Source organism: Deferrisoma sp., assembly GCF_054681715.1.
In genome coordinates, this window is record NZ_BAAHFQ010000006.1 from 1 (window position 1) to 25,372 (window position 25,372).

22 protein-coding genes and 1 pseudogene are annotated in these 25,372 nt (G+C 70.8%); 11 read left to right on the forward strand and 12 right to left on the reverse strand.

The genetic code is table 11. The features are described from left to right. The 6 genes and pseudogenes from ACY0I8_RS01795 to ACY0I8_RS01820 all read left to right on the forward strand — a co-directional run. Nucleotides 1-348, forward strand: a pseudogene (locus ACY0I8_RS01795) (anaerobic carbon-monoxide dehydrogenase catalytic subunit); the annotation flags it as partial. A gap of 18 nt (nucleotides 349-366) precedes the next feature. Next, on the forward strand, nucleotides 367-2,571 hold the full coding sequence (gene acsB, locus ACY0I8_RS01800; RefSeq protein ID WP_461393317.1) for an acetyl-CoA decarbonylase/synthase complex subunit alpha/beta: 2,205 nt from the start codon (nucleotides 367-369) through the stop codon (nucleotides 2,569-2,571). A gap of 96 nt (nucleotides 2,572-2,667) precedes the next feature. Next, nucleotides 2,668-4,026, forward strand: a complete 1,359-nt coding sequence (acsC, locus tag ACY0I8_RS01805; protein WP_461393318.1) for an acetyl-CoA decarbonylase/synthase complex subunit gamma — start codon at nucleotides 2,668-2,670, stop codon at nucleotides 4,024-4,026. Between the two features lie 55 nt (nucleotides 4,027-4,081). Then, a complete protein-coding gene (locus ACY0I8_RS01810) occupies nucleotides 4,082-4,963 on the forward strand; it encodes a pterin-binding domain-containing protein (RefSeq protein ID WP_459941343.1) in 882 nt (293 codons plus the stop codon). Between the two features lie 76 nt (nucleotides 4,964-5,039). Beyond that, nucleotides 5,040-5,951 (forward strand): EamA family transporter, encoded by a 912-nt coding sequence (locus tag ACY0I8_RS01815; RefSeq protein ID WP_461393319.1) that lies wholly within the window; start codon nucleotides 5,040-5,042, stop codon nucleotides 5,949-5,951. Between the two features lie 12 nt (nucleotides 5,952-5,963). Beyond that, a complete protein-coding gene (locus ACY0I8_RS01820; RefSeq protein ID WP_461393320.1) occupies nucleotides 5,964-7,721 on the forward strand; it encodes an acyl-CoA dehydrogenase family protein in 1,758 nt (585 codons plus the stop codon). Nucleotides 7,722-7,744: 23 nt separating this feature from the next. Here the strand turns inward: ACY0I8_RS01820 and ACY0I8_RS01825 are convergent, their stop codons facing one another. Next, complete coding sequence (locus tag ACY0I8_RS01825) at nucleotides 7,745-8,182, reverse strand: hypothetical protein (protein WP_461393321.1); 438 nt, start codon at nucleotides 8,180-8,182, stop codon at nucleotides 7,745-7,747. Nucleotides 8,183-8,589: 407 nt separating this feature from the next. Between ACY0I8_RS01825 and ACY0I8_RS01830 the strand changes: the two genes are divergently transcribed. Then, the gene (locus ACY0I8_RS01830) at nucleotides 8,590-9,096 is read left to right on the forward strand and encodes a bis(5'-nucleosyl)-tetraphosphatase (RefSeq protein ID WP_461393322.1); all 507 of its coding nucleotides are present in this window, start codon (nucleotides 8,590-8,592) and stop codon (nucleotides 9,094-9,096) included. On the opposite strand, the gene ACY0I8_RS01835 is transcribed toward ACY0I8_RS01830, so the two are convergent. The 11 genes from ACY0I8_RS01835 to rsmB form a co-directional block, all read right to left on the reverse strand. Beyond that, nucleotides 8,996-9,334, reverse strand: a complete 339-nt coding sequence (locus tag ACY0I8_RS01835; RefSeq protein ID WP_461393323.1) for a nitrous oxide-stimulated promoter family protein — start codon at nucleotides 9,332-9,334, stop codon at nucleotides 8,996-8,998. The two genes, ACY0I8_RS01830 and ACY0I8_RS01835, sit on opposite strands and share 101 nt — an antisense overlap. Before the next feature lie 435 nt (nucleotides 9,335-9,769). Next, nucleotides 9,770-10,315, reverse strand: a complete 546-nt coding sequence (locus ACY0I8_RS01840; protein WP_461393324.1) for a C-GCAxxG-C-C family (seleno)protein — start codon at nucleotides 10,313-10,315, stop codon at nucleotides 9,770-9,772. A 30-nt stretch (nucleotides 10,316-10,345) separates the two neighbouring features. Further along, nucleotides 10,346-10,567, reverse strand: a complete 222-nt coding sequence (locus ACY0I8_RS01845; RefSeq protein WP_461393325.1) for a twin-arginine translocation signal domain-containing protein — start codon at nucleotides 10,565-10,567, stop codon at nucleotides 10,346-10,348. Between the two features lie 296 nt (nucleotides 10,568-10,863). Next, a complete protein-coding gene (locus ACY0I8_RS01850; protein WP_461393326.1) occupies nucleotides 10,864-11,418 on the reverse strand; it encodes a hypothetical protein in 555 nt (184 codons plus the stop codon). A 715-nt stretch (nucleotides 11,419-12,133) separates the two neighbouring features. Next, nucleotides 12,134-13,369, reverse strand: a complete 1,236-nt coding sequence (locus ACY0I8_RS01855; RefSeq protein ID WP_461393327.1) for a ChaN family lipoprotein — start codon at nucleotides 13,367-13,369, stop codon at nucleotides 12,134-12,136. Nucleotides 13,370-13,398: 29 nt separating this feature from the next. Then, the gene (gene lgt / locus ACY0I8_RS01860) at nucleotides 13,399-14,160 is read right to left on the reverse strand and encodes a prolipoprotein diacylglyceryl transferase (RefSeq protein WP_461393328.1); all 762 of its coding nucleotides are present in this window, start codon (nucleotides 14,158-14,160) and stop codon (nucleotides 13,399-13,401) included. A gap of 149 nt (nucleotides 14,161-14,309) precedes the next feature. Continuing rightward, complete coding sequence (gene lspA, locus ACY0I8_RS01865) at nucleotides 14,310-14,807, reverse strand: signal peptidase II (protein ID WP_461393329.1); 498 nt, start codon at nucleotides 14,805-14,807, stop codon at nucleotides 14,310-14,312. Then, complete coding sequence (gene ileS, locus ACY0I8_RS01870) at nucleotides 14,804-17,596, reverse strand: isoleucine--tRNA ligase (protein ID WP_461393330.1); 2,793 nt, start codon at nucleotides 17,594-17,596, stop codon at nucleotides 14,804-14,806. The genes lspA and ileS overlap by 4 nt, the downstream gene beginning before the upstream one ends. Nucleotides 17,597-17,707: 111 nt before the next feature. Continuing rightward, a complete protein-coding gene (gene rpe, locus ACY0I8_RS01875) occupies nucleotides 17,708-18,361 on the reverse strand; it encodes a ribulose-phosphate 3-epimerase (protein ID WP_461393331.1) in 654 nt (217 codons plus the stop codon). A gap of 435 nt (nucleotides 18,362-18,796) precedes the next feature. Next, on the reverse strand, nucleotides 18,797-19,750 hold the full coding sequence (locus ACY0I8_RS01880; protein ID WP_461393332.1) for a PASTA domain-containing protein: 954 nt from the start codon (nucleotides 19,748-19,750) through the stop codon (nucleotides 18,797-18,799). Next, nucleotides 19,747-21,108, reverse strand: coding sequence for a 16S rRNA (cytosine(967)-C(5))-methyltransferase RsmB (gene rsmB / locus ACY0I8_RS01885; RefSeq protein WP_461393333.1), 1,362 nt, complete (start codon nucleotides 21,106-21,108; stop codon nucleotides 19,747-19,749). Before rsmB ends, ACY0I8_RS01880 begins: the two co-directional genes overlap by 4 nt. Nucleotides 21,109-21,384: 276 nt before the next feature. Between rsmB and ACY0I8_RS01890 the strand changes: the two genes are divergently transcribed. Genes ACY0I8_RS01890 through ACY0I8_RS01905 form a run of 4 tightly spaced genes read left to right on the forward strand, consistent with a single transcriptional unit; the run spans nucleotide 21,385 to nucleotide 25,320 of the window. Continuing rightward, nucleotides 21,385-22,659, forward strand: a complete 1,275-nt coding sequence (locus ACY0I8_RS01890; RefSeq protein WP_461393334.1) for a methyl-accepting chemotaxis protein — start codon at nucleotides 21,385-21,387, stop codon at nucleotides 22,657-22,659. Beyond that, the gene (locus tag ACY0I8_RS01895; RefSeq protein WP_461393335.1) at nucleotides 22,656-23,090 is read left to right on the forward strand and encodes a chemotaxis protein CheW; all 435 of its coding nucleotides are present in this window, start codon (nucleotides 22,656-22,658) and stop codon (nucleotides 23,088-23,090) included. The genes ACY0I8_RS01890 and ACY0I8_RS01895 overlap by 4 nt, the downstream gene beginning before the upstream one ends. Beyond that, entirely contained in the window at nucleotides 23,087-23,452 is a 366-nt protein-coding gene (locus tag ACY0I8_RS01900) for a response regulator (protein ID WP_459941370.1), read from the forward strand. Before ACY0I8_RS01895 ends, ACY0I8_RS01900 begins: the two co-directional genes overlap by 4 nt. Beyond that, nucleotides 23,449-25,320 carry a chemotaxis protein CheA gene (locus tag ACY0I8_RS01905; RefSeq protein WP_461393336.1) on the forward strand — a complete coding sequence of 624 codons (1,872 nt, stop codon included), beginning with the start codon at nucleotides 23,449-23,451 and terminating at the stop codon, nucleotides 25,318-25,320. Before ACY0I8_RS01900 ends, ACY0I8_RS01905 begins: the two co-directional genes overlap by 4 nt. Nucleotides 25,321-25,372: the final 52 nt, after the last annotated feature.

Genomic DNA, 25,372 nt, shown 5'->3' on the forward strand with positions numbered 1-25,372 from the left:
AAGACGGGCGGTCTGGGGGACGACATCTCGGACCTGCCGGTGGCGGGGGCGGCGCCGGAGTACATGAGCGAGAAGGCGATCGCGATCGGGCACTACTTCGTGGCGAGCGGGGTGTTCACGGTGTTTGGGGTGACGTTCCCGGTCATCGAGGGCACGAAGTGGGCGGAGTACATCTTCGGCGGGATCGAGGAGGATCTCGGCGGGAAGTGGGCGTTCGAGGCGGACCCGCACAAGATGGCGGCGCTGATGATCGACCACATCAACAAGAAGCGCGAGGCCCTGGGGATCCACAAGAAGAAGGAGCGGGTGCTCTTCGACATGGAAGCCCGCCGTCAGCTCGAAGTCTAACCGAGGGAGGTCAACGAGATGTCGAGGATTATCGCTGCTGCCGCGATCCGCGGGGCCCACGCCATCGTGGACCGCGTGGAGAAGAAGGTCAACGACGCCATCGCCAAGTTCGGCGAGGACAAAGAGGTCAAGCTCCCCAACACCGGGTACTACCTGCCCGTGATCTACGGCATCCTGGGCCACAAGGTGGAGAAGCTCGCCGACATGAAGCCGGTTCTGGCCAAGTGCCGGGAGCTCCTGCCGCCCCAGGTCGAGGACAAGCTCTGGGTGCCCTACCTGGGCCACGCCCTCGACGCCGGCATGGCGACCCTGTTCGCCTACGACATGGAGGAGGCGCTGAAGTACCTCGAGGACCCGATCCCCTACGTCACGGGTGAGGAGCCCACCGAGGACAACATCTGGCTCGGCGCGGCCGACGACGTGATCATGCGGAAACGGGGCGTCGAGTTCGTGGACGGCTCGGCCCCCGGGTTCGCGGCCGTCGTGGGCGCGGCGCCCGACAACGAGACCGCGGTCAAGATCGCCAAGGAGCTCCAGGAGAAGGGCATTTACGTGTTCATGGCCTCGGAGCACAACGGCAAGACCTTTGCCGAGCAGCTCGTGGAGGCCGGCGTGCAAGTGGGCTGGCCCACCCGGCTTGTGCCCTTCGGCCGGGACACCTCGGCCGCCATCCACGCCGTCGGGTTTGCCACCCGGGCCGCCATGGCCTTCGGGGGCGTGAAGCCGGGCGACTACCGGGGCATCCTCCGGTACAACAAGAACCGGATCTTCGCGTTCGTGCTGGCGCTGGGCGAGGTCACGGACGAGTGGTATGCGGCCGCGGCCGGGGCCATCAACTACGGCTTCCCGACCATCGCGGACTCCGACATCCCCGAGATCTTGGTCACCGGGATCTGCACCTACGAGCACGTGGTCTCCAACGTGCCCCACGACCAGATCGTGTCGAAGGCCATCGAGGTGCGGGGCCTCAAGATCCAGATCTCCAAGATCGACATCCCGGTCTCCTACTCTCCGGCCTTCGAGGGCGAGCGGATCGGCCGCGACGCCATGCAGGTGGAGCTCGGCGGGCCCAAGGCCGACGGGTTCGAGTTCTGCCGGATGCTCGACCTCGACCAGGTGGAGGACGGCAAGTTCGAGGTCATCGGACCCGACCTGGACCAGATGGAGGTGGGCAAGACCTACCCGATCGGCATCTGGGTCGAGGTGGCCGGCCGGAACATGCAGCCCGACTTCGAGCCGATCCTGGAGCGGCAGATCCATCACCTCCTGAACGGCGCCGAGGGCGTGCTCCACATCGGGCAGCGTGACATCCTGTGGATGCGGATCTCCAAGAAGGCCTACGAGGCGGGGTTCCGCCTGAAGCACTTCGGCACGATCCTCCACGCCAAGTTCCACAACGAGTTCGGGAAGATCCTGGACAAGGTCCAGGTCAAGATCTACACCGAGCCCGAGAAGGTCAAAGAGCTCATCGAGGAGGCCCGCAAGACCTACCGCGAGCGGGAGTCGCGCCTCGGCGCCATGACCGACGAGAGCGTGGACACGTTCTACTCCTGCCTCCTGTGCCAGTCGTTCGCCCCGGACCACGTGTGCGTGATCAGCCCCGAGCGGCCGGGTCTGTGCGGCGCCTACAACTGGCTCGACGGCAAGGCCGCCTACGAGATCAACCCCACCGGCCCGAACCAGCCGGTGAAGAAGGGGGAGACCATCGACGAACGGCTCGGCCAGTGGAGCGGCGTAAACGAGTACGTGTACCAGAACTCCCACGAGGCGGTGAGCTCGTTTAGCGCCTACTCCCTCATGGTCGACCCCATGACCTCCTGCGGGTGCTTCGAGGCCATCGTGGTGCTCCTGCCCATGGCCAACGCGGTGATGGTGGTGGACCGGGACTACCCGGGCATGACCCCCTGCGGCATGCCGTTCTCGACCCTGGCCGGGTCGGTGGGCGGCGGGGCCCAGACCCCGGGCTTCGTGGGGATCTCGAAGTTCTACATTGGCTCGAAGAAGTTCATCTCGGCCGAGGGCGGCATCAAGCGGCTCGCTTGGATGCCCAAGCACCTCAAGGAGGCCCTCAAAGAGGTGATCCAGAAGCGGGGCGAGGAGGAGGGCGTGCCCGACCTCTACGACAAGATCGCCACCGAGGAGGACGCCACCACCGAGGAAGAGGTGATGGAGTTCATGCAGAAGGTGGGCCATCCCGCCCTCGAGATGGAGCCCATGATGTAAGGCGGCGGCCGGGGGGAGGGCCGGTGCCCTCCCCCCGGCCGGTTCGTGATTCAACGATTTGCGCGGGCTGCGCATTGACGAAAGGAGTTAGGGATCATGGGACTCACGGGAATTCAGATCTACAAGCTGCTCCCCCAGACCAACTGTAAGGAGTGCGGGGAGCCCACCTGTCTTGCCTTCGCCATGAAGCTGGCGGCCGGGAAGGCCGAACTCGAGAAGTGCCCCTACGTGAGCGAGGAGTCGAAGGCCAAACTCTCCGAGGCCAGCGCCCCGCCGATCCGGGAGGTCACCCTGGGCCAGGGCGATGCGGCCTGGAAGGTGGGCGGCGAGACCGTGAAGTACCGCCACGAGAAGACCTTCGTGAACCCCACGGCCATCGTGGTGGCGCTCACGAACGACCAGCCGGCCGACCACGTGGACGCCCAGCTCAAACTCCTGAACGAGCAGAGCTTCGAGCGGGTGGGCAAGATCCTGGCCCCCAACTGGGCGTTCCTCTGGGACCAGAAGAAGGACCAGGGCTCGTTCCTGGAACTTGTAAACAAGGTCGGCGGCGCCACCGAGAAGGGGATCATCGTGTCCTCCGAGGACGTGGCCACCCTGAAGGCCGCGGCCGAGGCGTTGAAGGGCAAGAAGTTCGCGATCCACCCGGTCACCAAGGACAACGCCGACGAGCTCATCGCCTTCGCCAAGGAGGTGGGCGCCGTGCCGGTGGCCAAGGGCGACACCCTCGACGACCTCGCGGCCGTGGGCGAGAAGATCGTGGCGGCGGGCCTCAAGGAGGCGCTTCTGGACACCGGGTGGAAGGGCATCCGGGAGACCGTGACCGCGAACATCGGGATCCGGCGGGCCGCCCTGGACAAGAAGTTCCGGCCCTTCGGGTTCCCCACGATCGCGTTCCCCTGCGCCATGACCGACCACGTGGAGCTCCAGGCCACCTACGCCGCGCTCCTCATCGACAAGTACGCCGGCGCCGTGGTGCTGAGCACCCTGGACCCGGCCGTGACCTACCCGCTGCTGGTGAACCGGCTCAACATCTACACCGACCCGCAGCGGCCCATGACCATGGACCAGGGCATCTACGAGATCAACAACCCCGGCCCGGACAGCCCCGTCATCATCACCACGAACTTCGCCCTGACCTACTTCGTGGTGAGCGCCGAGGTCGAGGCGAGCCGCGTGCCCACCTGGCTCCTGATCATGGACACCGAGGGCATGAGCGTGCTGACCGCCTGGTCGGCCGGGAAGTTCGTGGCCGACGCCATCGCCCCGTTCATCAAGAAGAGCGGGATCACCGAGAAGGTGAACCATCGCAAGATCATCATCCCGGGCTACGTGGCCCAGATCTCCGGCGAGCTCCAGGAGGAGCTGGGCGAGGGCTGGGAGGTGGTGATCGGCACCCGCGAGGCGGCCGACATTCCGAAGTTCCTCAAGGACTACGTGGCCCAGAACAAGTAAGGCCGGCCGGGGGCGCCGCCGGCGCCGCCGGGCCTTTCACCGTTGGAGGGAAGTGATGAAGATCTTCACGATTGCCGAGAGCATCAACATCATGAGCAAGACGATCGGGCCCGCGATCCGCGAGAAGAACAAGGGCCCGATCCAGAAGATGGCCGAGGAGGAGCTGGCGGCCGGCGCCGACATGCTGGACCTGAACCTGGGCCCGGCCCGGAAGGCCGGCGACGAGATGATGCGCTGGCTCGTCGAGACCGTGCAGGAGGTCAAGAAGGACGTCCGGCTCGCGCTGGACACCACGAACACCGCCGCCGTGGAGGCGGGTCTGCAGGTGTGCAACGAGCGGGCGCTCATCAACTCCATCTCGGCCCAGCCCCAGAGCATGCAGGAGCGGCTGCCGCTCGTGAAGAAGTACGATGCGGACTTCGTGGCGCTGACCATGAGCGAGGAGGGGATTCCGCGGGACGCCAGCGAGCGGGCCGTGGCGCTCACCACCATCATGGCCATGGGCGATGAGCTCGGCATCGACCACGCCCGGTACTGGGTGGACCCGATCGTTCTGCCGGTCTCGGTGGACATCAACCAGGTGAAGGCCTACATGGAGTTCCTGCCCATGGTGAAGGACATCATCCCCGGGGCAACGAACACCTGCGGGCTTTCCAACGTGTCCAACGGCGCCCCCAACGAGCTCCGGCCCATCCTGAACCGGGTGTACCTGATGATGCTCTATCACCTGGGCCAGGAGTCGGCCATCGTGGATTCCTACGACTCCGAGATGATGGCGATCTGCCGCGGCGAGCGGATGGACCAGGTGGAGTACATCGGCAAGCTCATGAAGGGCGAGGACGTCCAGCCCACGAACGACACCGAGAAGGTGCTCTATAAGACCTTCAAGGTGCTGAACGGCGACGTGCTCTACTCCCACAGCTGGCTCGAGGACTAACGGGTCCCGTTCCGACCGCTCGGAACCCTGCGCCCCGGGCCCCACGGCCCGGGGCGTTTCTTTCGGGGGGTGGGTCATGGAAACGCGAGAACCGAACCGGGAGGGATGGGGGTACTCCGCCGTGGCGGCGGCCGCCGTGCTGTGGGCCTCGTCGGGGGTGGCAGGAAAGGCCCTGTTCCGGGACGGGGTGGAGCCCCTGGCCCTCGTGCAGATGCGGGCCACCCTGGGGGCCGTGGTGGGGTTCCTGGCCCTGGGCCTCCGGGGCGCGCCCCTGCGGCTCCCGCGGGCCGAGTGGCCTTGGGTCGCCCTGCTCGGGGGCGGGGCCCTGGCCTTCGTGCAGGTGACCTATTTCTACGCCATCAGCCGGATCGAGGTGGCCGCCGCGATCCTGCTCCAGTACCTGGCGCCGGCGCTGATCGCCGCCGTGGCCGTCGGGACCGGGGCCGAGCGGGCCACCCGGGCGAAGCTGGCGGCCCTCGTGCTCGCGCTGGGGGGAGCCTACCTCGTGGTGGGGGGCGGGGGAATCCATCTCTCCCGCATGGACGGGCTCGGGGTTGCCGCCGGGCTCGCCTCGGCCGTGTGTTTCGCGGCTTATAGCCTCCTGGGGCAGCGGGTCATGGCCCGGGTGCCCCCTTGGACCGCCCTCGTTTACGCTCTGGCGTTCGCCGCCGTGACGTTGCACCTTCTGTACCCGCCGTTCCACTACCTCCGGGCCGGGTACTCCCCCGGGCAGTGGGGGCTCATCGCCTACGTGGCCCTGATGGGCACGCTGGTTCCCTTCGGGCTCTACTTCGTGGGGATCGAGCGGGTCCGGGCCACCCGGGCGAGCATCGTGGCGCTCCTGGAGCCGGTGTCGGCGGCGGCGATCGCCTTTGCCGTGCTGGGCGAGGCCCTGGGCGCCGGCCGGCTCGCGGGCGGGGCGCTCGTGCTGGCGGCGGTGGCGGTGCTCAATCTGGAGCGGGAGGCCGGCCGGGCCCCCGCGGGATGAGGAGACGGACCGATGCAGCCGAACGATCACGACGCGCGCCTCCTGGCCGGGGGCGCGTTCCTCCTGGAACACCGGGACGCGGCCGAGACCTTCACGCCGGAGGACTTCACGGCCGAGCAGCGCATGATGGCCCGCACTGCCCGCTCGTTCATGGAGAACGAGGTGATTCCCCTGTCGGGGCGGATCGAGGGGAAGGATCTCGATCTCCTGCGGGCGCTTCTGAGGAAGGCCGGGGAGCTGGGGCTTCTCATGGCCGACGTGCCGGAGGCCTACGGGGGGCTCGGGCTCGACAAGGCCACCTCGGCCCTGATCGCCGAGAACCTCTCGGGGCAGGCGTCGTTCCAGATCACGGCCCTGGTGCAGACCGGGATCGGGAGCCTCCCCCTCGTCTACTACGGCACCGAGGCCCAAAAGCGCCGGTATCTCCCCGGCCTCGGGGACGGGAGCCTCCTGGGCTGCTACGCGCTCACCGAGCCCACGGCCGGGTCCGACGCCCTGGCCATCCGGACCCGGGCCGTGCCCTCGCCCGACGGGCGGTCCTACCGGCTCACGGGCACGAAACAGTTCATCACCAACGCCCGGATCGCCGACGTGCTGACGGTGTTCGCCAAGGTGGACGGCCGGCATTTCACGGCGTTCCTGGTGGACCGGGGCGCCCCGGGGCTCACCTTCGGCCCCGACGAGCGAAAGATGGGGCTCCACGGCGCCACGACCTGCGGCGTGCACCTGGATGACGTGGTGGTGCCGGCCGACAACGTGCTCGGCGAGGTGGGCCGGGGCCACAAGATCGCCTTCAACATCTTGAACATCGGCCGGTTCAAGCTGGGGGCCGTGGCCGTGGGGGCGGCCAAGCGGGCGCTGGAGCAGGCCCTGGCCTACGCGCTGGAGCGCAGGCAGTTCGGCCGCCCGATCGCCGAGTTCGGGGCCATCCGGGAGAAGCTCGGCGAGATGTACGCCCGCATCTGGTCGGCCGAGGCGGCCGTGTACCGCACCGTGGGCCTCATTGACGCCCTGGTGGCCCGAGGCGGCGACGATCACGGCGAGGGCGAGCTCCGGTCTATCGAGGAGTACGCGATCGAGTGCGCCCTGGTGAAGGTGCTGGGGACCGAGACCCTTGATTTCGTGGCCGACGAGGCCGTGCAGTGCCTGGGGGGATACGGGTACTGCGCCGAGTACCCGGTGGAGGCCTACTACCGGGACAGCCGGATCAACCGGATCTACGAGGGCACCAACGAGATCAACCGGATCCTGGCGCCGACCCTGCTCAAGCGGCGCGCCGGGGCCGGGGAGCTCCCCCTGGAGCGGCGGATCGCCGAGGTGCGCGCCGCCCTCGGCCGGGGCGAAGGGCCGGTCCCGGGCATGGCCGAGGGCCCCCTGGCCGGGGAGCGGCGCCTCGTGGAGGGGCTCAAGGCCCTCGCCCTCCTGGTGCTCGGGGCGGGCTGGGACGCCGGGGACCAGGCGGTGGACCTGCGGATCGCCGACCTCGCCCTTCTCGCGCTCCAGGCGGAATCGGCGGTGCTGCGGGCCGAGAAGGCGGTGCGGGCGAACGGCGAGGCGCGGGCCGCGATCCCCCTGGCGGCGGCCCGGCTTACGGTGGAGCAGGCCGTCCGCTGGGCCGCATCGCTGGCCGAGGAGACCCTGGTCCACCTGGGCGACCGGGAGGCCCTGGCGGGGCTCCCGGGGATCCTCCGGCGTGATCCGGCCGACACCCTGGCGCTCCGGGAGGAGATCGCGGGGTGGCTGGTGGAGCGGGAGCGGGTGGACCTGTAGCGCCGGGCCGATCCGGGAATTCGTTACTCCTCCAGGAGCTCGATCCCCTCGCGTTCCGCCCAGGCCCGGAGGGCCTCCTTCTGGGCCTCCTCCTCGAACCGATGCCAGTCGTCAAGGAGCCCCCGTTCCTCCAAGAACGCCTTGAACCGACGGTACGCCCCCTTGCGGCGGAAGAACGCGGCGACGCGACCCGCCTCCTCGGGGATCCGGCGATCCACGAACTCCCTCACCAGTCGGCTCCCCAGGGCGAGCTCGTGGCGGCCGGGCACGGGAACGTAGTCTTCGCCCAAGCGACCCGGGTCCTCGATGCCCTCGGGGCCGTCTTCGTCGAGCCAGCCGAGATCCTCGCTCCAGAACCAGATGGCGCCGGTGGGCCGGTGCACGAACGCGAGGTGTTCGACAAATCCGGAGCTTTCCACGAAAACGTAGGCCTCGTGCAGGTCGTCCAGCTTGACGGGCATGGCGTTTCCTCGGTTTCACGGTAGAACGCTCGGTGGGGCCGATCCCGGCGGGATTTTGGCGTACTGCGGCGGTGTGGGCAAGGCCGTGATCCCGAAACCACCGTCCCCCCGAACCGGGTGCGACGGGCCCGTGTCAGGTGCCAGAGGACAGAAGACAGAGGACAGGGGGTTCTCTGACCTCTGAATTCTGGCCCCCGATACGGCGGCCGCTGCAACAGAGTGGCAGAGGCGATAACGCCGGAATCCCAAATGCTTTTGGCCGCCTCGCGAACGTCAGGTGGACGCGGGGGGTCCCGCGGAGGCATGATTCCGCGGAGCCCAACCCACTGACGAGGCGATCTTTGCTGATCCGGCGGTTCCGGGCAAGGGTGCCCGACGGGGCCGCCGCCGGTCCCCGGGAGGGTCCCATGAAGCCACGCGTCCTCTCCGCCGGCATCGTGCCGGTGCGGCATTTCCCCGAGGGGCCCCGCTACTTGCTGCTCCGGGCCTACCGGTACTGGGACTTCCCCAAGGGCGAGGTCGAGCCGGGGGAGGACCCCCTGGCCGCGGGGCTCCGGGAGGCCCGGGAGGAGACCGGGCTCGCGACGTTCGTCTTCCGGTGGGGGAAGGAGTTTCGGGAGACGCCCCCCTACGGCCGGGGCAAGGTGGCCCGGTACTACCTGGCCGAGGCGCCCCAGGGGGAGGTGCGGCTTCCGGTGAGCCCGGAGCTGGGTCGGCCGGAGCACCACGAGTTCCGGTGGCTCCCCTACGGGGAGGCCCGGGCGCTCCTGGCCGATCGGGTCCGGCCGATCCTGGACTGGGCCCACGGGCTCGTCACCGGCTCCGGAGGGGCTCCTTCCGGCGGCCGTCCCACAGATGAAGAAGGGCCAGGATCGGGTGGCGAAGGAGCATCCGGGGGCCGGAGTAGCGCATGACCGCCCGGACCCGGTCGCGCATCGAGGGCTTGTAGCAGTGGACCGGGCAGTTGGCGCAGGTGGTCTTGCCCTCCTGGAACGGGCAGCGGTCGAGCCGCTCCAGGGCGTAGGCGAGAAGCTCCCGGCACTCGGCGCAGGGACGCTCCGGCCCCGGGTGGTGGCCGCGGCAGTAGAGCCGGATCATGGCCGCGATGGTTTTCCGCTCCCGCTCCATGCGGGGATTGCGTTCCTTGGGCATGATGGTTCCCCGTCGATCCTCCAGATCGGCAACGGGACCCCTCGCAGGCCTGGTCCCGGCCTCTTCCGTGGGGAGTTGCGCTCGACAGCCACTAACACGGGGGCGACGTGAACGCTCACGTCCATCGCGAGGGCATGGGAGTGGCTTGCGGCCGTGCGTGAGCACAGCATCCGACCACCGAGGGACCCACGTCCCGCCGCCGTCACCATCCCCTTGCTTGGTCCCGTTGCCCCGAGCCGCAGCCGCCCGTGCGGCTTTCGCGAAGGCTCCCGCCGCCCTCCAGCCGTTGCTCGCACCCTCCCCGGCCGCGACGTACCCAGGGGAGGACTTCCGCAACCTCCAAGCCGCCCCGTTGCCCTGCCGAGGGTACCAAAAAAGGGGCCGGCGCGGCAGCGCCGACCCCTCGGTGGGCCGTTCAAGGACAACCGGTCCGGTCTATTTGGTGTGGTCGTCGTGGCAACTCAGGCAGTTCATGCTGCCCTTCTGGTTGTTGTCGGCCTTAGGGCCGTGGCAGCTCAGGCAGTGCTCCGTTCCGGGCCTGATCTTGGCTCCCGCCATCACGTACTTCCCTTCCACGTGCTGGTTGAGCATTTCCACCATGCGGTACACGGTGTCGCCGGCGACCTTCGCGCAGCGGTTCTTCCTTTCCTTGTCCTTGTAGGACGCCCCGGCCGCCATCATCCAGCCGGACACCGAAGCATGGCAGAGAGGAGAATTGGGCACAGTCTGAATCTGGTCCTTGTAGTCCGCGATGGCATCGAACCGCTTGGACGGAAAGCTGGTTTGCGAATACCAGTGAATCAGTTCCGCCACCAGTTTCGAGTGGGTTTTCTTGTCGTCAAACGCCACGAGGTTGATGATCGCGGCACAGGCCCCGAGGGAGCCGCACAGCGTCCCCTGGCCTCCGTACCCTCCGGCCGCATGATGGAACATGTCCTCCGGCAACAGGGTGTAGGGAAACCCGACCTTCTCTTTGAGCAAGCTGAGGACCCCCAGCCAGGCGCCGGTGCCTCACCCACCCTTCTCGAAGTAGAGCCGAAAAGCCCTCTCTCCTGCCTCCTGCGGGTCGAGTTTGGGCCAGGGCCAGGGAAGGGGCCCGGGATCCGTGGGCTTCGCCTGGGCGAGGGTGGCCATGCTGCCGGCGGCCACCACCCCGCCGGCCGCCATCGCCCCGGCCCGGGCGAGGAAGTTGCGACGGGAGAGGACTGTGCTGCCTTTCCGCTTGGGTTTCATGCTTCACCTCCTTGGCTTTGTGATGAAAGCCACACGCCCAGCCCGCTCTTCCCCCACTCTGTCGCCGCCAGACACCGACGACCCAAGTGGGGAAAAAGCGGGGCCCTGTCCATCTTTTCACCTAGTGTCTTGCTAGGCTTTAGCCCTGGGGACAAAAAAATCCGAACCCTTCGCCCAGGTCAGAAACCAAGAGGCCTGTCCCCCGGGGCACACACCCGGGGTTCTTGTTCCAAGATTCACTCGTGAGTAGGGGAGAGACGGGGGGCGGAAAACCCAGGCCGCTGCCGGCCCGGGCGCTACCGCCACCCCTTGAGCCGGGCCTCGCGCCAGCGGCGCTCGCGCTCGGCGATCTCCTCGGGGGTGGCCAGGGTGTTCTCGACGCGGAGGCCCCGGCGCTCGGCCTCGGCCAGGAGGGCCGCGGCGGCCGGGACCTCGGAGGGGGCCTTGCGGCCCAGGGGCAGGTAGAGGACTTCGCGGCCGTCGCGAAGGAGCAGGGTCACGGTGAAGGGATCGCGCTGGCCCCCCGAGCCCAGGGACCCCACGACCACGCGCCGGATCGCCCCCCAGGGCACGAACAGCCGGCCCAGGGCCCAGCCGATCGCCACGCCCTCGTCGTTGAACCGGGAGGTGAGCCGCCAGGGGAGCGTCGTGACCACGAGGGCCGCGGCGGCCAGGGCGATCGTGGCCAGAGCCCAGAACCCCCAGCCCGGCTCCAGGCGCGACGCCTCGACCCCGGTGCGAAGCGCGAGGGCCCCAAGCCCCAGCCCGCACCCCACGGTGGCCCAGGCCCGCCACCCGGTGAGGTGGCGGAACACCGAAGGCGTCGAGAGCGAGGCCCCGGGCCGGGTCATGCCTTTCGACCGTTCGGCCGAGGCCGGCGCAGCCGGCCGCCGGCCCGCCCCCCGTTCGCCCAAGTGCCCGACGACCCGGGACCATCGGGCGTGCACCCCGGTGCGCTGTCAAGTAGCTTCGGTCCACGGTCGCCGGTCGGCGGTCTCCGGTCCCGTGGTCCCGGCTGCGGCGGCCAAGGGAGCGGGCGGAGCCGGGAAGTTATCGTTCGTGCAAACAGGCCGCCCCACGGCCTACGGGACCTTCCAAGTAACTTCGGTCCACGGTCGGCGGTCTCGCGGTCGTCGGTCCCGCGGTCCAGACGCCCGCGGCGCACCGTGTGGCCGAGGCGGAAGTTATTGTTTTTGCAAACAGGCCGCGCCCCGCGGCCTGCGGAGCTTCCAACTGACACGGGCCCGTCTCCCCCGTCTTGGGGGGCAAGGGGCCTCCCGGAGAGCCGGGTGCGGCCCCCGCAAGAAGCCGCGCAGTACCTCCGTCGTTCGCACCACGAACCCGCCGCGTCTGGGCGGGCAGGCGATGGAGCAACCGCCCCTCGCTTGGGCTGCGCGGCGGTTCGGGTGCCGGCACTCGCGCCCGGCCGGAGGGGGGCCCCTTGCCCCGCCCGCCGGCGAGAGCACCCGCATCTACCCTGTGGGAGTATGTCGCGAACAGGCCTCGCCCCGCAGCCTACGGATCTTCCAGTCTTCCAGCTTCCCAGCCTTCCAGCCTCCCAGCCGTTCACCGCTTCTCCCCGTGGCGCACCACGTCGTAGGTGACCTCGAGCCGGATCCGCTCGCCGTCCCGGACGACCTCCACCGGGCCGGTGTCGCCGGGCTTGTGCTGGCCCACCTGGAAGGTGAGATCGAAGAGCTCCTCCACGGGCTCCCCGTCCACCGCCACGATCACGTCGCCCTCCCGGATGCCGGCCTTGGCCGCGGGGCTCCCGGGCATGACGCCGTTGACGAGGGCGCCTCCCCCTTCGGCCTTCTCGATCTGGACCCCCAGCATGACCCGGTCGTCCTCCAGGTCGTCGTAGCCCACGGCCCAGTACACGTCGGCCGGCCGCAGGGGGAGATCGGGCAGCTCCACGTCCATGAGCAGTTTTTCCTTCTTGTCCTCGGGGATCTCGATCGTGAGCGGGTCCACGATCACATAGGCCGCCGGCACCCGGCGGAACACCCGGCGGGGAACGCCGAACCCGTAGCGCACGTGGTTCCCCCCGGCAAACACCACCAGCCGCATGTCCCGGTGTTCCGGATCGGCCAGGAATCTGGCCGCGGTCTCGGCCATGGTTTCGTCCCAGATGGCCTGGACCCGGTAGAAGGCGTCGCCGTGGCTCGTGCCCTTGGAGTGTCCGCCGAAGATGCCCTGGATGAACGCCCGGTGGTAGGGGTCGTCCAGGTCCAGATCCTTCGGCAGCCGGTCCCGAAGCTCCGGATCGAGGTCCTCGAGCTCGTCCACCCGCACGGCGGCCCGGGTGAGGTCGCGGCCGGCGTTGAGGGCCAGCACCGGGATCCTGTTCTCCCGGGCGTAGAGCAGGATTTCCCGGTAGTAGGGCCAGGACTGGGGTCCCCAGGACTTGGCCCAGACCTCCCGCACAAACTCCCGCTCGCCCATCTCCCCGGCGAGGAACCGGTCCACCCCCTCCTGGTAGGGCCGTCGGAGCATCTCGAGCCCCAGGGCCACTCGGCCGGGGAACCGCTCGGTGAGGCCCTTCAGGATCCGCAGCTCCACCTCGTGGTCGAACACGTTGTCGTGGGTTTCGCCCACGTACACGACCCGGTAGCCGCCGAGGAACTCGAGGAGTTCCTCCTCGGTGAGGAGCCGCCCGGTGGGCAGGTGCACGATGTCGCCCTTTTCGAGGGTCGACAGATCCCGGTAGGGCGACTCCACCCGGTCCACGGTCAAGAGCGTCTGGGCGCAGCCGCCCAGGAGGACGGCCGCCGCCAGGATCACGAGGAGTTGGGTTCGCATGGCGCCTCCCTTCTCGAGTCCGCGCGCCCTCACCCGGCGCGCTCCCCCCGCCGGGCCCACAGGAGCCATAGCCCGAACAGGAAGAGCGGGATCCCCAGGGCCTGGCTCGTGCTCAACGGGCCCAGGGCGCCCCGGGGGTCGTTGCGGAAGAACTCCACGACGAACCGGAACGCCGGATACAACACGAGGTAGAGCCCGAACACCCGGCCGGTGCCGCCCCACCGCTTCCGGAAGCCCAGGTAGAGCACGAGGAAGATCGCCAGGTTCCCCAGGGCGCTGTAGAGCTGGGTGGGGTGCAGGGGCAGGTTCAGGGGCGCCAGGCCCCGGGGGTCGGTGAAGGTGACGGCCCAGGGCAGTTCGCACTCGGCGCCGTAGCAACACCCGGCGAAAAAGCACCCGATCCGGCCCAGGGCCTGGCCCAGGGCGAGCCCCGGGGCCACGGCGTCGCCGGTGGGCCACACCGGAAGCCCGGCGTGGCGCACGTAGCCGAGGCTCGCCAGGGCCGCCACCACGAACCCCCCGTAGAACACGAGCCCGCCCTTCCAGATCTCGAACACCTGCCAGGGGTGGTCGACGAAGTACTCCCACTCCACGAGCACGTAGAAGAGCCGCGCCCCCACGAGCGCCGCGATCAGGACCACCAGGCCCAGGTCCTGGACCTTTCGCGGCTCGAGCCCCAGGCGTTCGGCCTCCCGGCCGGCCACCCAGATGGCGGCGAAAAACCCCAGGGCCACGAACAGCCCGTAGGTGTACACGGTGAGCTTGCCGAACTGAAACAGGATCGGGTGCATGGGGGGCTACCCGGCTGGAAGGTTAGGAGGCTGGGAAGCGGGACGGCTCACCCCGGCCGGGGACGGAGACGACGCCGGAGCGACGATGGGGCCCGGCCGCGGCGCGGCCCAGCCGCCCAGCCGCCTAACCGGAACCTGTCGGACCCGAGTCATCCCGGCCTTTCCTCCCCGACCTTCCGGCCCAAAAACTCCTCTAAAAGGAGCAGGGCCACACCCACGGTGATGGCCGAGTCGGCCACGTTGAAGGCCGGCCAGTGGTAGCTTCGCCAGAACACGTCGAGAAAATCCACCACCTCGCCCCACCGGAGTCGGTCGATCAGGTTCCCCACGGCCCCCCCGGCCACGAGCCCCAGGGCCGCCAGGGTCCAACCCCGATCCGCAGAGAGCCGCTTCACGGCCACCCCGATCGCCCCCAGGGCCACCAGGGTCACCACGACGAAAAAAGGCGTGCGAAACGCCTCCGCGTGGCCCGCCAGGAGGCCGAAGGCCGCTCCGGGGTTTCGGATGTAGGTCAGGTGGAAGAACCCCTCGATCACCGGCCGGCTCTCGTAGAGCCGAAAGGTCTCCATGACCCAGGCCTTGGTGGCCTGGTCGAGCCCGAGGACGAGGACGGCCGGCAGACCGAACCGCAGGAGCTTCTCCCTCACCCGGCCGCCTCGGCCAGGTGGGTCACGCACCGGGCGCAGGCCTCGGGGTGCTCGGGGTCCTGCCCCACGGTGGGCGAGTAGTTCCAGCATCGCTGGCACTTTTCGCCCTCGGCGCGCTCCACGCTCACCCCCACGCCCGGCAGGTCGGGGTCGGTGAACGCCCCCCCGGCCCCGGGCACGAGGTCCACCTGGCTCACGATGAAGAGGAACGGCAGCTCCGAGGCGTAGGACCCCAGGAACGCCTCCCAGCGGTTGTCCACGTGGAGCACCACCTTGGCGTCCAGGGAGTGGCCGATGACCTTCTTGGCCCGGGCGTCCTCGGCGGCCTTGGCCACCAGGGCCCGGAGCCTGCGGATCCGGTCCCACCGGTCGGCCAGCTCGTCGTCCACGGCCGCGGCGTCCACCTCGGGGAACAGCTCGGCGTGCACGCTCCCCTCGGCGCCGGGCAGGTGCTGCCACGCCTCGTCGGCGGTGAACGCGAGCACCGGCGCCATGAGCCGGCAGAGCTTGTGGAGCACCTCGTGGAGCACGGTCTGGGCCGCCCGCCGGCCCAGGCTCCGGGCCGGGAACGTGTACAGCCGGTCCTTGAGGATGTCGAGGTAGAAGGCCGAGAGGTCCACCGCGCAGAAGTTGTGGATGCGGTGGAAGATCACGTGGAACTCGTACTCGTCGTAGGCCCGGCGGCACCGCTCCACCAGCCGGTTCAGCCGGTCGAGGCAGTAGCGGTCGATCTCCCAGAGCTCCGAGCGGTCGACCCGGTCGGCCTCGGGGTCGAAGTCCGAGAGGTTCCCCAGGAGGAACCGGCAGGTGTTTCGGATGCGGCGGTAGGCCTCCACCAGCCGGTTCAGGATCTCCTCCGAGATCCGGATGTCGTCCCGGTAGTCCTCGGCCGCCACCCAGAGCCGCAGGATCTCGGCGCCGTAGCGTTGGATCACCTCCTCCGGGCTCACCACGTTCCCCTGGCTCTTGGACATCTTCCGGCCTTCGCCGTCCACCACGAACCCATGGGTCAGCACGGCCCGGTACGGCGCCTGGCCCCGGGTGCCCACGCTCGCCAGGAGGCTCGAGTGGAACCAGCCCCGGTGCTGGTCGGAGCCCTCCAGGTAGAGGTCGGCCGGGCTGTCGAGCTCGGGGCGCTTTTCGCACACGGCGGCAAAGGAGACCCCCGAGTCGAACCACACGTCGAGGATGTCCTCCTCCCGCTCGAGGTTCGTGCCCCCGCAGGCGGGGCACGCGGCGTCGTCGGGCAGGAAGTCGGTGATCGGCCGCTCGAACCAGGCGTCGGCGCCCTCTTTCTCGAACACCTCGGCCGCCCGGTAGCTCACCCGGGGGTCCAGGTAGGTGCCGCCGCAGTCGGCGCACCGGGCGGCCGTGATGGGCACGCCCCAGGCCCTCTGGCGCGAGATGCACCAGTCGGGGCGGTCGCGCACCATGTTGTAGATCCGGTCCCGGCCCCACCGGGGGATCCACCGAACCCGGTCGATCTCCGCGAGCGCCTTGTGGCGGAGCCCGGTCTTGTCCATCGAGATGAACCACTGCCGCGTGGCCCGGAAGATCACGGGCTGCTTGCACCGCCAGCAGTGGGGGTAGGAGTGCTCGATCTTCTCCTCCCGCAGCAGCGCCCCGGCCTCGGCCAGGGCCGCGTTCACGGCGGCGTTGGCCTCGAACACGTGCTGGCCCGCAAACGGCCCCGCGTCGGGCAGGAACCGGCCCTGGTCGTCCACCGGGGCGTAGGGCTCCAGTCCGTACCGGAGCCCCACCTCGTAGTCCTCCTGGCCGTGGCCTGGGGCGGTGTGGACGATGCCGGTGCCGGCCTCCAGGGTGACGTGGTCGCCGAGCACCACCACGCTCTTCCGGTCGTACAGGGGGTGGCGGAATGCCTTGCCCTCCAGGGCCCTGGGGTCAACCGGCCCGAGCTCCTTCCAGCCGTCCACCCCGGCCGCCTCGAGCACCACCGGCGCCAGCCGCCGGGCCAGGATCCAGACCTCCCCGGAGCCGGCCGGGGCCTCGTAGGCCGCGTACTCGAACTCGGGGTGGAACGCCAGGGCCAGGTTCGCCGGGATCGTCCACGGCGTGGTGGTCCAGATCACGGCCGAGACCCGCTTGCCGGCCAGGGCCGGAGCGATCTCGGCCGGGTCGCCGGCGTACGGGAACTTCACATAGATGCTGGGGCTCGTCTTGTCGGCGTACTCCACCTCGGCCTCGGCCAGGGCCGTGCGGCACGAGGCGCACCAGTACACGGGCTTGCGGCCCACGTACACGGCCCCGGTCTCGACGAACCGGCCGAACTCCCGGGCGATCTGGGCCTCGTAGTCGTAGCTCATGGTGAGGTAGGGGGCGTCCCAGAGCCCGAACACCCCGAGCCGCTGGAACTCCCGGCGCTGGATCTCCACGAACCGCTCGGCGTAGGCCCGGCACCGGCGGCGCACCTCGGCCTTGGAGAGGTTCTCCTTCTCGGGCCCCAGCTCCTTGTCCACCTGGTGCTCAATGGGAAGCCCGTGGCAGTCCCAGCCCGGCACGTAGGGGCTGTGGTACCCCGCCATGGACCGGCTCTTCACCACGATGTCCTTGAGGATCTTGTTCACCGCGTGGCCCATGTGGATGTGGCCGTTGGCGTAGGGGGGGCCGTCGTGGAGCACGAAAAGGGGGCGGCCCTTCGAACGCTCGAGAATCCGGCCGTAGAGCCCCGTCTCCTCCCACCGCCGGAGCATCTCCGGCTCCCGCTGGGCCAGGTTCGCCCGCATGGGAAAGGCGGTTTTGGGAAGGTTCAGGGTGTCCTTGTAGTCCATCGGCTCTCCCTCCAAAGGCCGCCGCCGACCGCCCGGGGCGGTCCGCGGCGCAAATCCGCACGGGTTTTCCGGCAAAAAGAGCGCCTTACCTTAGCAAACCGACCCCCGGAGTCAAGAGGCGCCGGCCCGGAGCCGGGCGATGGCCCCGGCGTAGTCCTCGGCCCCGAACACGTACGAGCCGGCCACGAAGGCGTCGGCCCCGGCCCGGGCGCACCGGCCGATCGTCTCGTGGGTGATGCCGCCGTCCACCTCGATGTGGAACGAGAGGTTCCGCTCGGCCGCCATCCGCTTCAGGGCCTGGATCTTGGGCACGGCCAGATCGAGGAAGCTCTGGCCCCCGAACCCCGGGTTCACGCTCATCACCAGCACCAGGTCCACCAGGTCGAGCACGTGCTCCACGGCGCACACCGGGGTCGAGGGGTTCAGGCTCACCCCGGCCCTCTTCCCCAGGTCGCGGATCTGCTGGAGGTTCCGGTGGAGGTGGGGGCAGGCCTCGGCGTGCACCGTGAGGAGATCGGCCCCGGCCTCGGCAAACGCCCCCACGTAGCGCTCGGGCTCCACGATCATGAGGTGGACGTCGAGGGGCTTTTCCGTGACCCGGCGCGCCGCCTTGACCACGGGGGGGCCGATGGTGAGGTTCGGCACGAACCGGCCGTCCATCACGTCCACGTGGATCCAGTCGGCCCCGGCCCGGTCCACGGCCCGGACCTCCTCGGCCAGCCGGCCGAAGTCGGCGGAAAGGATGCTCGGCGCGATGATGGGCATGGGAGGACTCCGTTGGGAAAGGCTAGAAAGCTTGAAAGCTAGGAGGCTAGGAAGCTGGGAAGCCTTCTTGGGCCTCTCGGGACCCTGCAAGCAGCAAGATACCGCTCGGCTCGGGGCCCGTTGTGGGAGCGGCGTCCGTGCCAGTCATGGGTGGACAGACCACGGAGGACAGGGATCCTCTGACACCTGGCCCCTTGAATCTGGTCCCTCGTAGGGAGACCGCTTCCCCAGGGCGGGACGCATGGCAACCCCAAACTCACCAAAGATTTTAGCATCCTAGCGTCCCAGCCTCCCAGCGTCCCAGCCGAAGTTACGAGGAAGCTGGGAAGCATCAAGGCAAGAACCCCATGGTTCTCGTCCGTTTTCCTTGGGCGGCTGCGGCATTGTCGGCTTTCCGGCCTCCCCGCCTTCCAGCTTCCAGCCGCCCAGCCCCTCTCACAGCCCCAGCTCGGCCGGGGTGGCGGTCTGGACCGGTCTGCCGTCCACCCAGAGCTCCACCCGGTCGGCGAGCCCGGCGGGCACGGCGGCCCGCACCGCCGCGCCCCGGGGCACCCATTCGTCCCGCACCGTCCAGGCCCGGCCCGCCGCACGCCACACCACCTGGACCCGGGCCTTTCCGAACCCGGGGGGGATGCGGTGGAACAGGTACACCGCCCGGGCCGCCCCCAGCGCCGGCGCCGTGCCCGCCACCGTGAGCGACACGAGCCGCCCCTCCTCGGCCGGGAACCCCGGCAACGGGTCTTGGGCCACCACCCGGCCCGCCTGGGCCGGATCCAGGATCTCCACCTCCTCGATCCGCCCCACCCGAAGCCCCAGCCGGTCGATCCGGTCCAGGGCCTCGGCCAGCGGCAGCCCCGCCACCCGGGGCATGCGCCACAGGATCGGCCGGGGCCCCCGGCTCACGGCCAGGGGCACCTCGGCCCCCCGGGGCAGGGTCTGGCCCGGGGCCACCCCCTGGCCCACCACCCGGCCCTCCGGGCCCCGGTGGACCCGGGCCTCGACCCTGGCCTTGAGGCCCAGCTCCTCCAGGCGGATCCGGGCGTCCTCCAGGGAGAGCCCCCGAAGGTCCGGGGCCGGGTGCCGCTCGGGGCCCCGGGACAGGATCACGCCGACCCCCCGGCCGGCCTTCACCCGGGCCCCGGGCCGGGGATGCTGGAGCAGCACGTGGTTCTCGGGCACGGTGTCCGAGTAGTCGAAATCCCGCACCTCCAGGTCGAGCCCCGTGCCCTGGAGCCGGTCGAGGGCCTCCCCCAGGGCGAGGCCCCGGAGGTCGGGAACCTCCACCTCGGGGGTCCGCTCCACGAGCCAGGCCACGGCCAGATACGCCCCGAGCCCGGCCGAAACCAGAACGAGGAACGCATAGACGGCGACGACGAGCCCCCGCCTCACGCGGCCCCCCCGGTGCGGCGAAGCCGGGCCGCGAAGAACCCGTCCACCGCCTCGGCCCCCTCGCCGGCGAGGCCCTCGGGAAAGGTGCGAAAGAACCCCTCGGGCGCGACGAACCGCGCCCAGGGGGCGCCTTGGGCGGGCGGCGGGTCCAGCCGGTAGTCCGGCCGGGCCGCGAGGAAGGCCTCGACCACGGCCTCGTTCTCGGCCCGCAGCGTGGTGCAGGTGGCGTACACCACCACCCCGCCGGGCCGCACCCGATCGGCCGCGGCCGCCAGGATCTCGGCCTGGAGCCCGGGAAGCCCCTCGATGTCGGCCGGGGTCCGCCGCCATTTGGCCTCGGGGGTCCGGGAGAGCACCCCGAGCCCGGAGCACGGCGCGTCCACCAGGGCGGCGTCGAACCCGCCCCCGACCGGCGGCCGGCGGGCGTCGGCCGCGGCGCCGAGCAGGTTCCCCGCCCCCATCCGGCGGGCCAAGCCGGCCAGGCCCCGCACCCGGTGGGGGTAGAGGTCCAACCCCACCACCCTTCCCCCGGGCCCCACCCGCTCGGCGATCTGGAGGGCCTTGAGGCCCGGGGCCGCGCAGGCGTCGAGCACCTTCCACCCGGGTTCGGGGGCGAGCATCTCCACCACGAGCTGGGAGGCCTGGTCCTGCACCACGGCCGAGCCGTCCCGCACGGCTCCGAGGTCCTGGGGAGCGCCCTGGAACCGCACCCGGATCCCCTGGGGGGCGAACGCGGCGGGCTCCGCCTCCACCCCCTCGCCCCGAAGCCGTTCGAGGAGCCCTTCCCGGTCCCCCCGGGCCCGCAGGAAGGTCTCCGGGATCCGCGAGGCCGCCCGGGCGAGCCCCTCGGCCCCGGCCTCGCCCCACTCGGCCAGCCACCGCTCAACGATCCACTCGGGGCAGCCGAAACGTAGGGCGAGGCGGCCGGCGGGCGCGTCGGGCGCGGGCGGCGGCTCCCCGGCCCGGCGGGCCACGGCCCGAAGCACGGCGTTCACGAACCCCGAGGCGTGGCCGAGCCGGCGGCGGCGCACCTCCTCCACGGCCTCGTGCACCGCCGCCCGGGCCGGCACCCGGTCCAGGAACAGGATCTGGAAGGCCCCGACCCGCAGCACCGCAAGCACCGTGGGATGGAGCTTCGCCAGGGGCCGGGAGCTCGCCCGGGCCAGGTGGGCGTCCACCACGTTTCGCCACCGCAGCACGCCGTAGGCGAGGTGCGCCACCAGGGCCCGGTCGCGGCCGGGCATGCCGCCCGCGCGGCGCAGCCGGGCGTCGAGGGCCTCGTCGGCGTAGGCCCCCCGGCGGTCCACGTCCTCCAGGACCGCGACGGCGACGGATCTGGGATTGGGGGATCGGGTCACGGGCGAACTCCGGGGGCGGCACTATAGCCCCGGGGGTGGGGGAAGTCAAAAACCGGAAATTCGTGGCGTTCTCGGCGTTTGTGGGCGCCCGGCCCGGGTGATAGACTCGCCCGGCGGGCCTGCCAGGCGCCGGGGAACCACGGAGAGCACGGAGGGGTACGGGGGCAAGGGGCGGCCCGCTCCGGTCAGGCTTCGGGGGGAACCCGACGGGTCGCAGCGGGAGCCGTTCGTGGCCTCCCGGCTTCCCAGCTTTCCAGCCGAGACAAAGGGTGATCCATGCGCATCGAGATGGGGTACAAGTTCATCCTGGGGTTCATCCTGGTGATCGCGGCGGTGGTCCTGGTGCCGTACCTGGTACGGTTCCTGGACCTGCCGGCCTGGGCCCAGAGCCTCATCCCGCCGCTCGCGGCCATCGCCGTGGGGCTCGCCATGGGCAGCGCCTTCACCAAGGGCCTCACCCGACACGTGGGGGAGCTCCGGGCCGCCACCCTGCGGATCGCCGAGGGGGATCTCCGGCACGCGGTGAGCCTGGGAAAGCGGCGGTTTCCCGACGAACTGGACGACCTGGCCGGGGCCGTGAACGCCATGCTCACGAACCTGCGCCAGATGGTGGGTCACATCCTGCGGACGTCGACGGAAGTGGCCTCGGCCGCCCAGAACCTGTCGGCCACGGCCGAGGAGGTGAACGCTTCCACCGAGGAGATCGCCGTGACCACCGAGGAGGTGGCTCGGGGGGTCGCCGAGCAGAAGGCCGAGGTGGAGAAGGTGGTCCACCGGATCCACGAGCTCGAGGCCGGGCTCCAACGGATCGAGGGCACCTGCCGGCTCGCGGCCGAGGCGGCGGCCACGGCCGAGGCCCAGGCCCAGGAGGGGAACCGCACGGCCCGGGAGGGGTTCTCGCGCCTGGAATCGGTGCTGACCGACCTCGAGCGCTCGGCCGAGGCCGCGGTCGCCTTCTCCGAGCAGATCCGGCAGGTCCAGCGGTTCGCCGACGTGATCACGAACCTGAGCCGCCAGACCACGCTCCTGGCCCTGAACGCCGCCATCGAGGCCTCGAAGGCCGGGGAGGAGGGCAAAGGGTTCGCCGTGGTGGCGAGCGAGATCCGAAAGCTCGCCGACTCGGCCGAGAAGAGCGCCGACCAGATCACGGCGCTCCTCAGGCGGCTCGACGAGGCCGGCCAGGGGGTTCGGGGCGTGCTCGAGTCGTCCCGGGCCAAGGTGCGCGAGGGCCGGGAGGGGCTGGAGTCCGCCGGCCGGGCCCTTGAGGAGATCAGCGGGTTCGTGGCCGACAACGCCCGGCGCATGGGCGACGTGCTCGCCGTGATCCAGGAGCAGGTGGAGGGCGGCCGGGAGATCGCCAAGTTCGCCGACCGGGTGGCCGCCGTGGCCGAGGCCAACGCCGCGGCGACCCACGAGGTGTCCACGACCCTGGAGCACCAGACCTCGGCCATGGAGGACATGGCCCACGCGGCCATGCGCCTGAGCGAGATGGCCGAGGACCTCAACGCCCGGGTGGCCCGGTTCCAACTGCCCGAGGGGGAAGAGGCGTGAGCACGCCCTCGGTGCTCGTGGTGGAGGTGGACGGCGAGCGGTTCGGCCTGCCCGCCGACCGGGTGAACACCGTGGTGGGCTACGAGGAGCCCGTGCCGATCCCCGGCCGCCCCAAGCCGTTCCTCGGCGCCCTGAACCACCACGGCGAGCTGCTGCCCGTGGTGCACCTGGCGTCGGTCCTGGGGCTCAAGCCCCGGGTGGACCCCCTGCGGTCCGTCGTGGCGGTGGTGGACTGGGAGGACGGCATCCTGGGGCTTCTCGTGGAGCGGGCCCAGGGCCTCGTGACCCCGCTCGCCCGGGCCCGGGTGGCCCAGGTGCTCGGCCGGTGGGACGGGCCGTTCCTCGACCGGACCCTGGAGGTGGAGGGCGCCCGGATCCACGTGCTGGATCTCGACGCCCTCCTGCGGGATCTCGCGGAGCGGGTGCGGTGAGCCGGGTGCTGGTGGTGGACGACGCCGTGTTCATGCGCCGGACCCTGCGCGACATCCTGGAGGCCGCGGGCCACCAGGTGGTGGCCGAGGCCGGCGACGGGGTGGAGGCCCTGGAACGGTACGAGGAGCACCGGCCCGACGTGGTGACCCTCGATCTCGTGATGCCCCGGATGGGGGGCCTCGAGGCCCTGCGGGAGCTGCGGCGGCGCCACCCCGAGGCCCGGGTGATCGTGTGCTCGTCGGTGAGCGACGAGGCCTCGATCCTCGAGGCCATCCGGCTGGGGGCCCGGGACTACGTGATCAAGCCGGTCGCCCCGGAGAAGCTGCGGGAGGCCGTGGACAAGGCGGGAGCGGGCCGATGAGCGGCCAGATGGAACGCTACCGGGAGCTGTTTCTCGAGGAGAGCCTGCGGCACCTGGACGCGGCCGAGGAGATCCTGGGCCGGGAGCGGATCGGGCCCGGGGACCTGGAGGCCGTGTTCCGGGAGATCCACAGCCTGAAGGGCATGGCCGGGTCCATGGGGTTCGAGGCCATGGCCGCCCTGGCCCACCGGCTGGAGGACGTGTTGGACGCCTGGCGCGCGAGGCCCGAGCCGCCCACGGCCGAGGAGCGGGAGCTCGCGCTGCGGGCCTGCGACCGGCTCGCGGAGATGCGGGACGACATCGCGGCCGGCGGCACCGGGGACGTGGACTGGGCGGACGTCGGCCGGGACCTCGGCCGCCCCCCGCCGGCCGGGGGCGAAGGGGCCTTGCGGGTCCGGGTGCGGCTCGCCCCCGACTGCGGCTCCCCGGCCGCCCGGGCCTACCTGGTGCTCCTGCGATTCCGGGAGGCCGACCCCGAGGTCGCCTGCGACCCGCCGGAATCCCGGATCCTCCAGGGGGAGCCCGTGGAGGCCCTCGAGCTCACGGTCCACGGCCTCGACCGGGCCGACGTGGAGGCGATTTACGAGACCCTGAGCGAGGTGGCCGGGCTCGAGTTCCCCGACGAGGCGGACGCGGCGCCGCCCGAGGCCCCGGAGCCCGCCGCCCCGGCGGAGGAGGCGCCGGCCGAGCCCGAACCCGCCGAGCCCGGCCGGGTCCGGCTGCCCGACAAGGTCCAGGTGCCGGTGGCCATCCTCGACGCCTTCGTGGACCTCCTGGGGGAGCTCACCATCGCCCGGAGCCACATCGAGACCACGGCCCGCCGGCTCGGCTCGGAGGTGCTGCTGGAGGAGGTGGACCGGCTGGGCCGGATCGTCCGGGGGTTCCACGGCAAGGTGATGGAGCTCCGGATGCTCCCGTTCGGGCTGGTGGTGGGAAGCCTGCGCCGCCTCGTGCGGGAGCAGGCCTCCCGGCTCGGGAAATCCGTGCACCTGGAGGTGCGGGGCGAGGAGATCGGCCTCGACAAATCCATCCTGGGCCAGCTCTCCGACCCCCTGGTGCACCTGGTGCGAAACGCCCTCGACCACGGCATCGAGCCCCCCGAGGTCCGGGAGCGCCTGGGGAAGCCCGCCCGGGCCCTCCTTCGGATCGAGGCCGAGCGGGTGCGAAACCGGGTCGAGGTGCGGGTGCGCGACGACGGCCGGGGCATCGACGTGGAGGCGGTGCGGCGCCGGGCGGTGGAGCTCGGGCTCGTGTCCGAGGCGGACAGCCGGGCCCTGAGCCCCGGGGAGATCTTCGCCTTCCTGTTCCGCCCCGGGTTCTCCACCCGGGACGAGGTGTCGGAGCTCTCGGGCCGGGGCGTGGGGCTCGACGTGGTGAAGGCCCAGGTGGACGCCATGGGCGGCACGGTGGACCTCTCGTCGTCGCCGGGGGAGGGCACCGAGGTGCGCATGAGCCTGCCCCTCTCGGTGGCCATCGTGCCGGTGCTCCTGGTGGAGGTGGGGGGCCGGGTGCTCGCCCTTCCCACCGCGGCGATCCACCGCACCGTGGAGGCCTCGCCCCGGGACGTGCGCCGCACCCCGGACGGGCACGTGCTCCTCACCGAGAAGGGCCAGGTGCCCATCGAGGCCCTGGGGAAGATCGTGGGGTTTCCGTGCCGCACCCAGTTCGAGCGGATGCCCCTGGTGCTGGCCACCACGGCCGCGGGCACGGTGGGGCTGGCCGTGGACGCGTTCCTGGGGGAGGAGGACCTGTTCATCAAGCCCCTCAAGGGGCCCCTGCGGGCCCTGCGGGGCGTGAGCGGGTACTCGGTGCTGGGGGACGGCCGGCTGGTGTTCCTGTTGGACCCCCCGAGCCTGGGGGGGGAGTGAGGGGTACGGGGGCCCCGGGCGCCCGCCCGACTCACGACTCACGACTCACGAC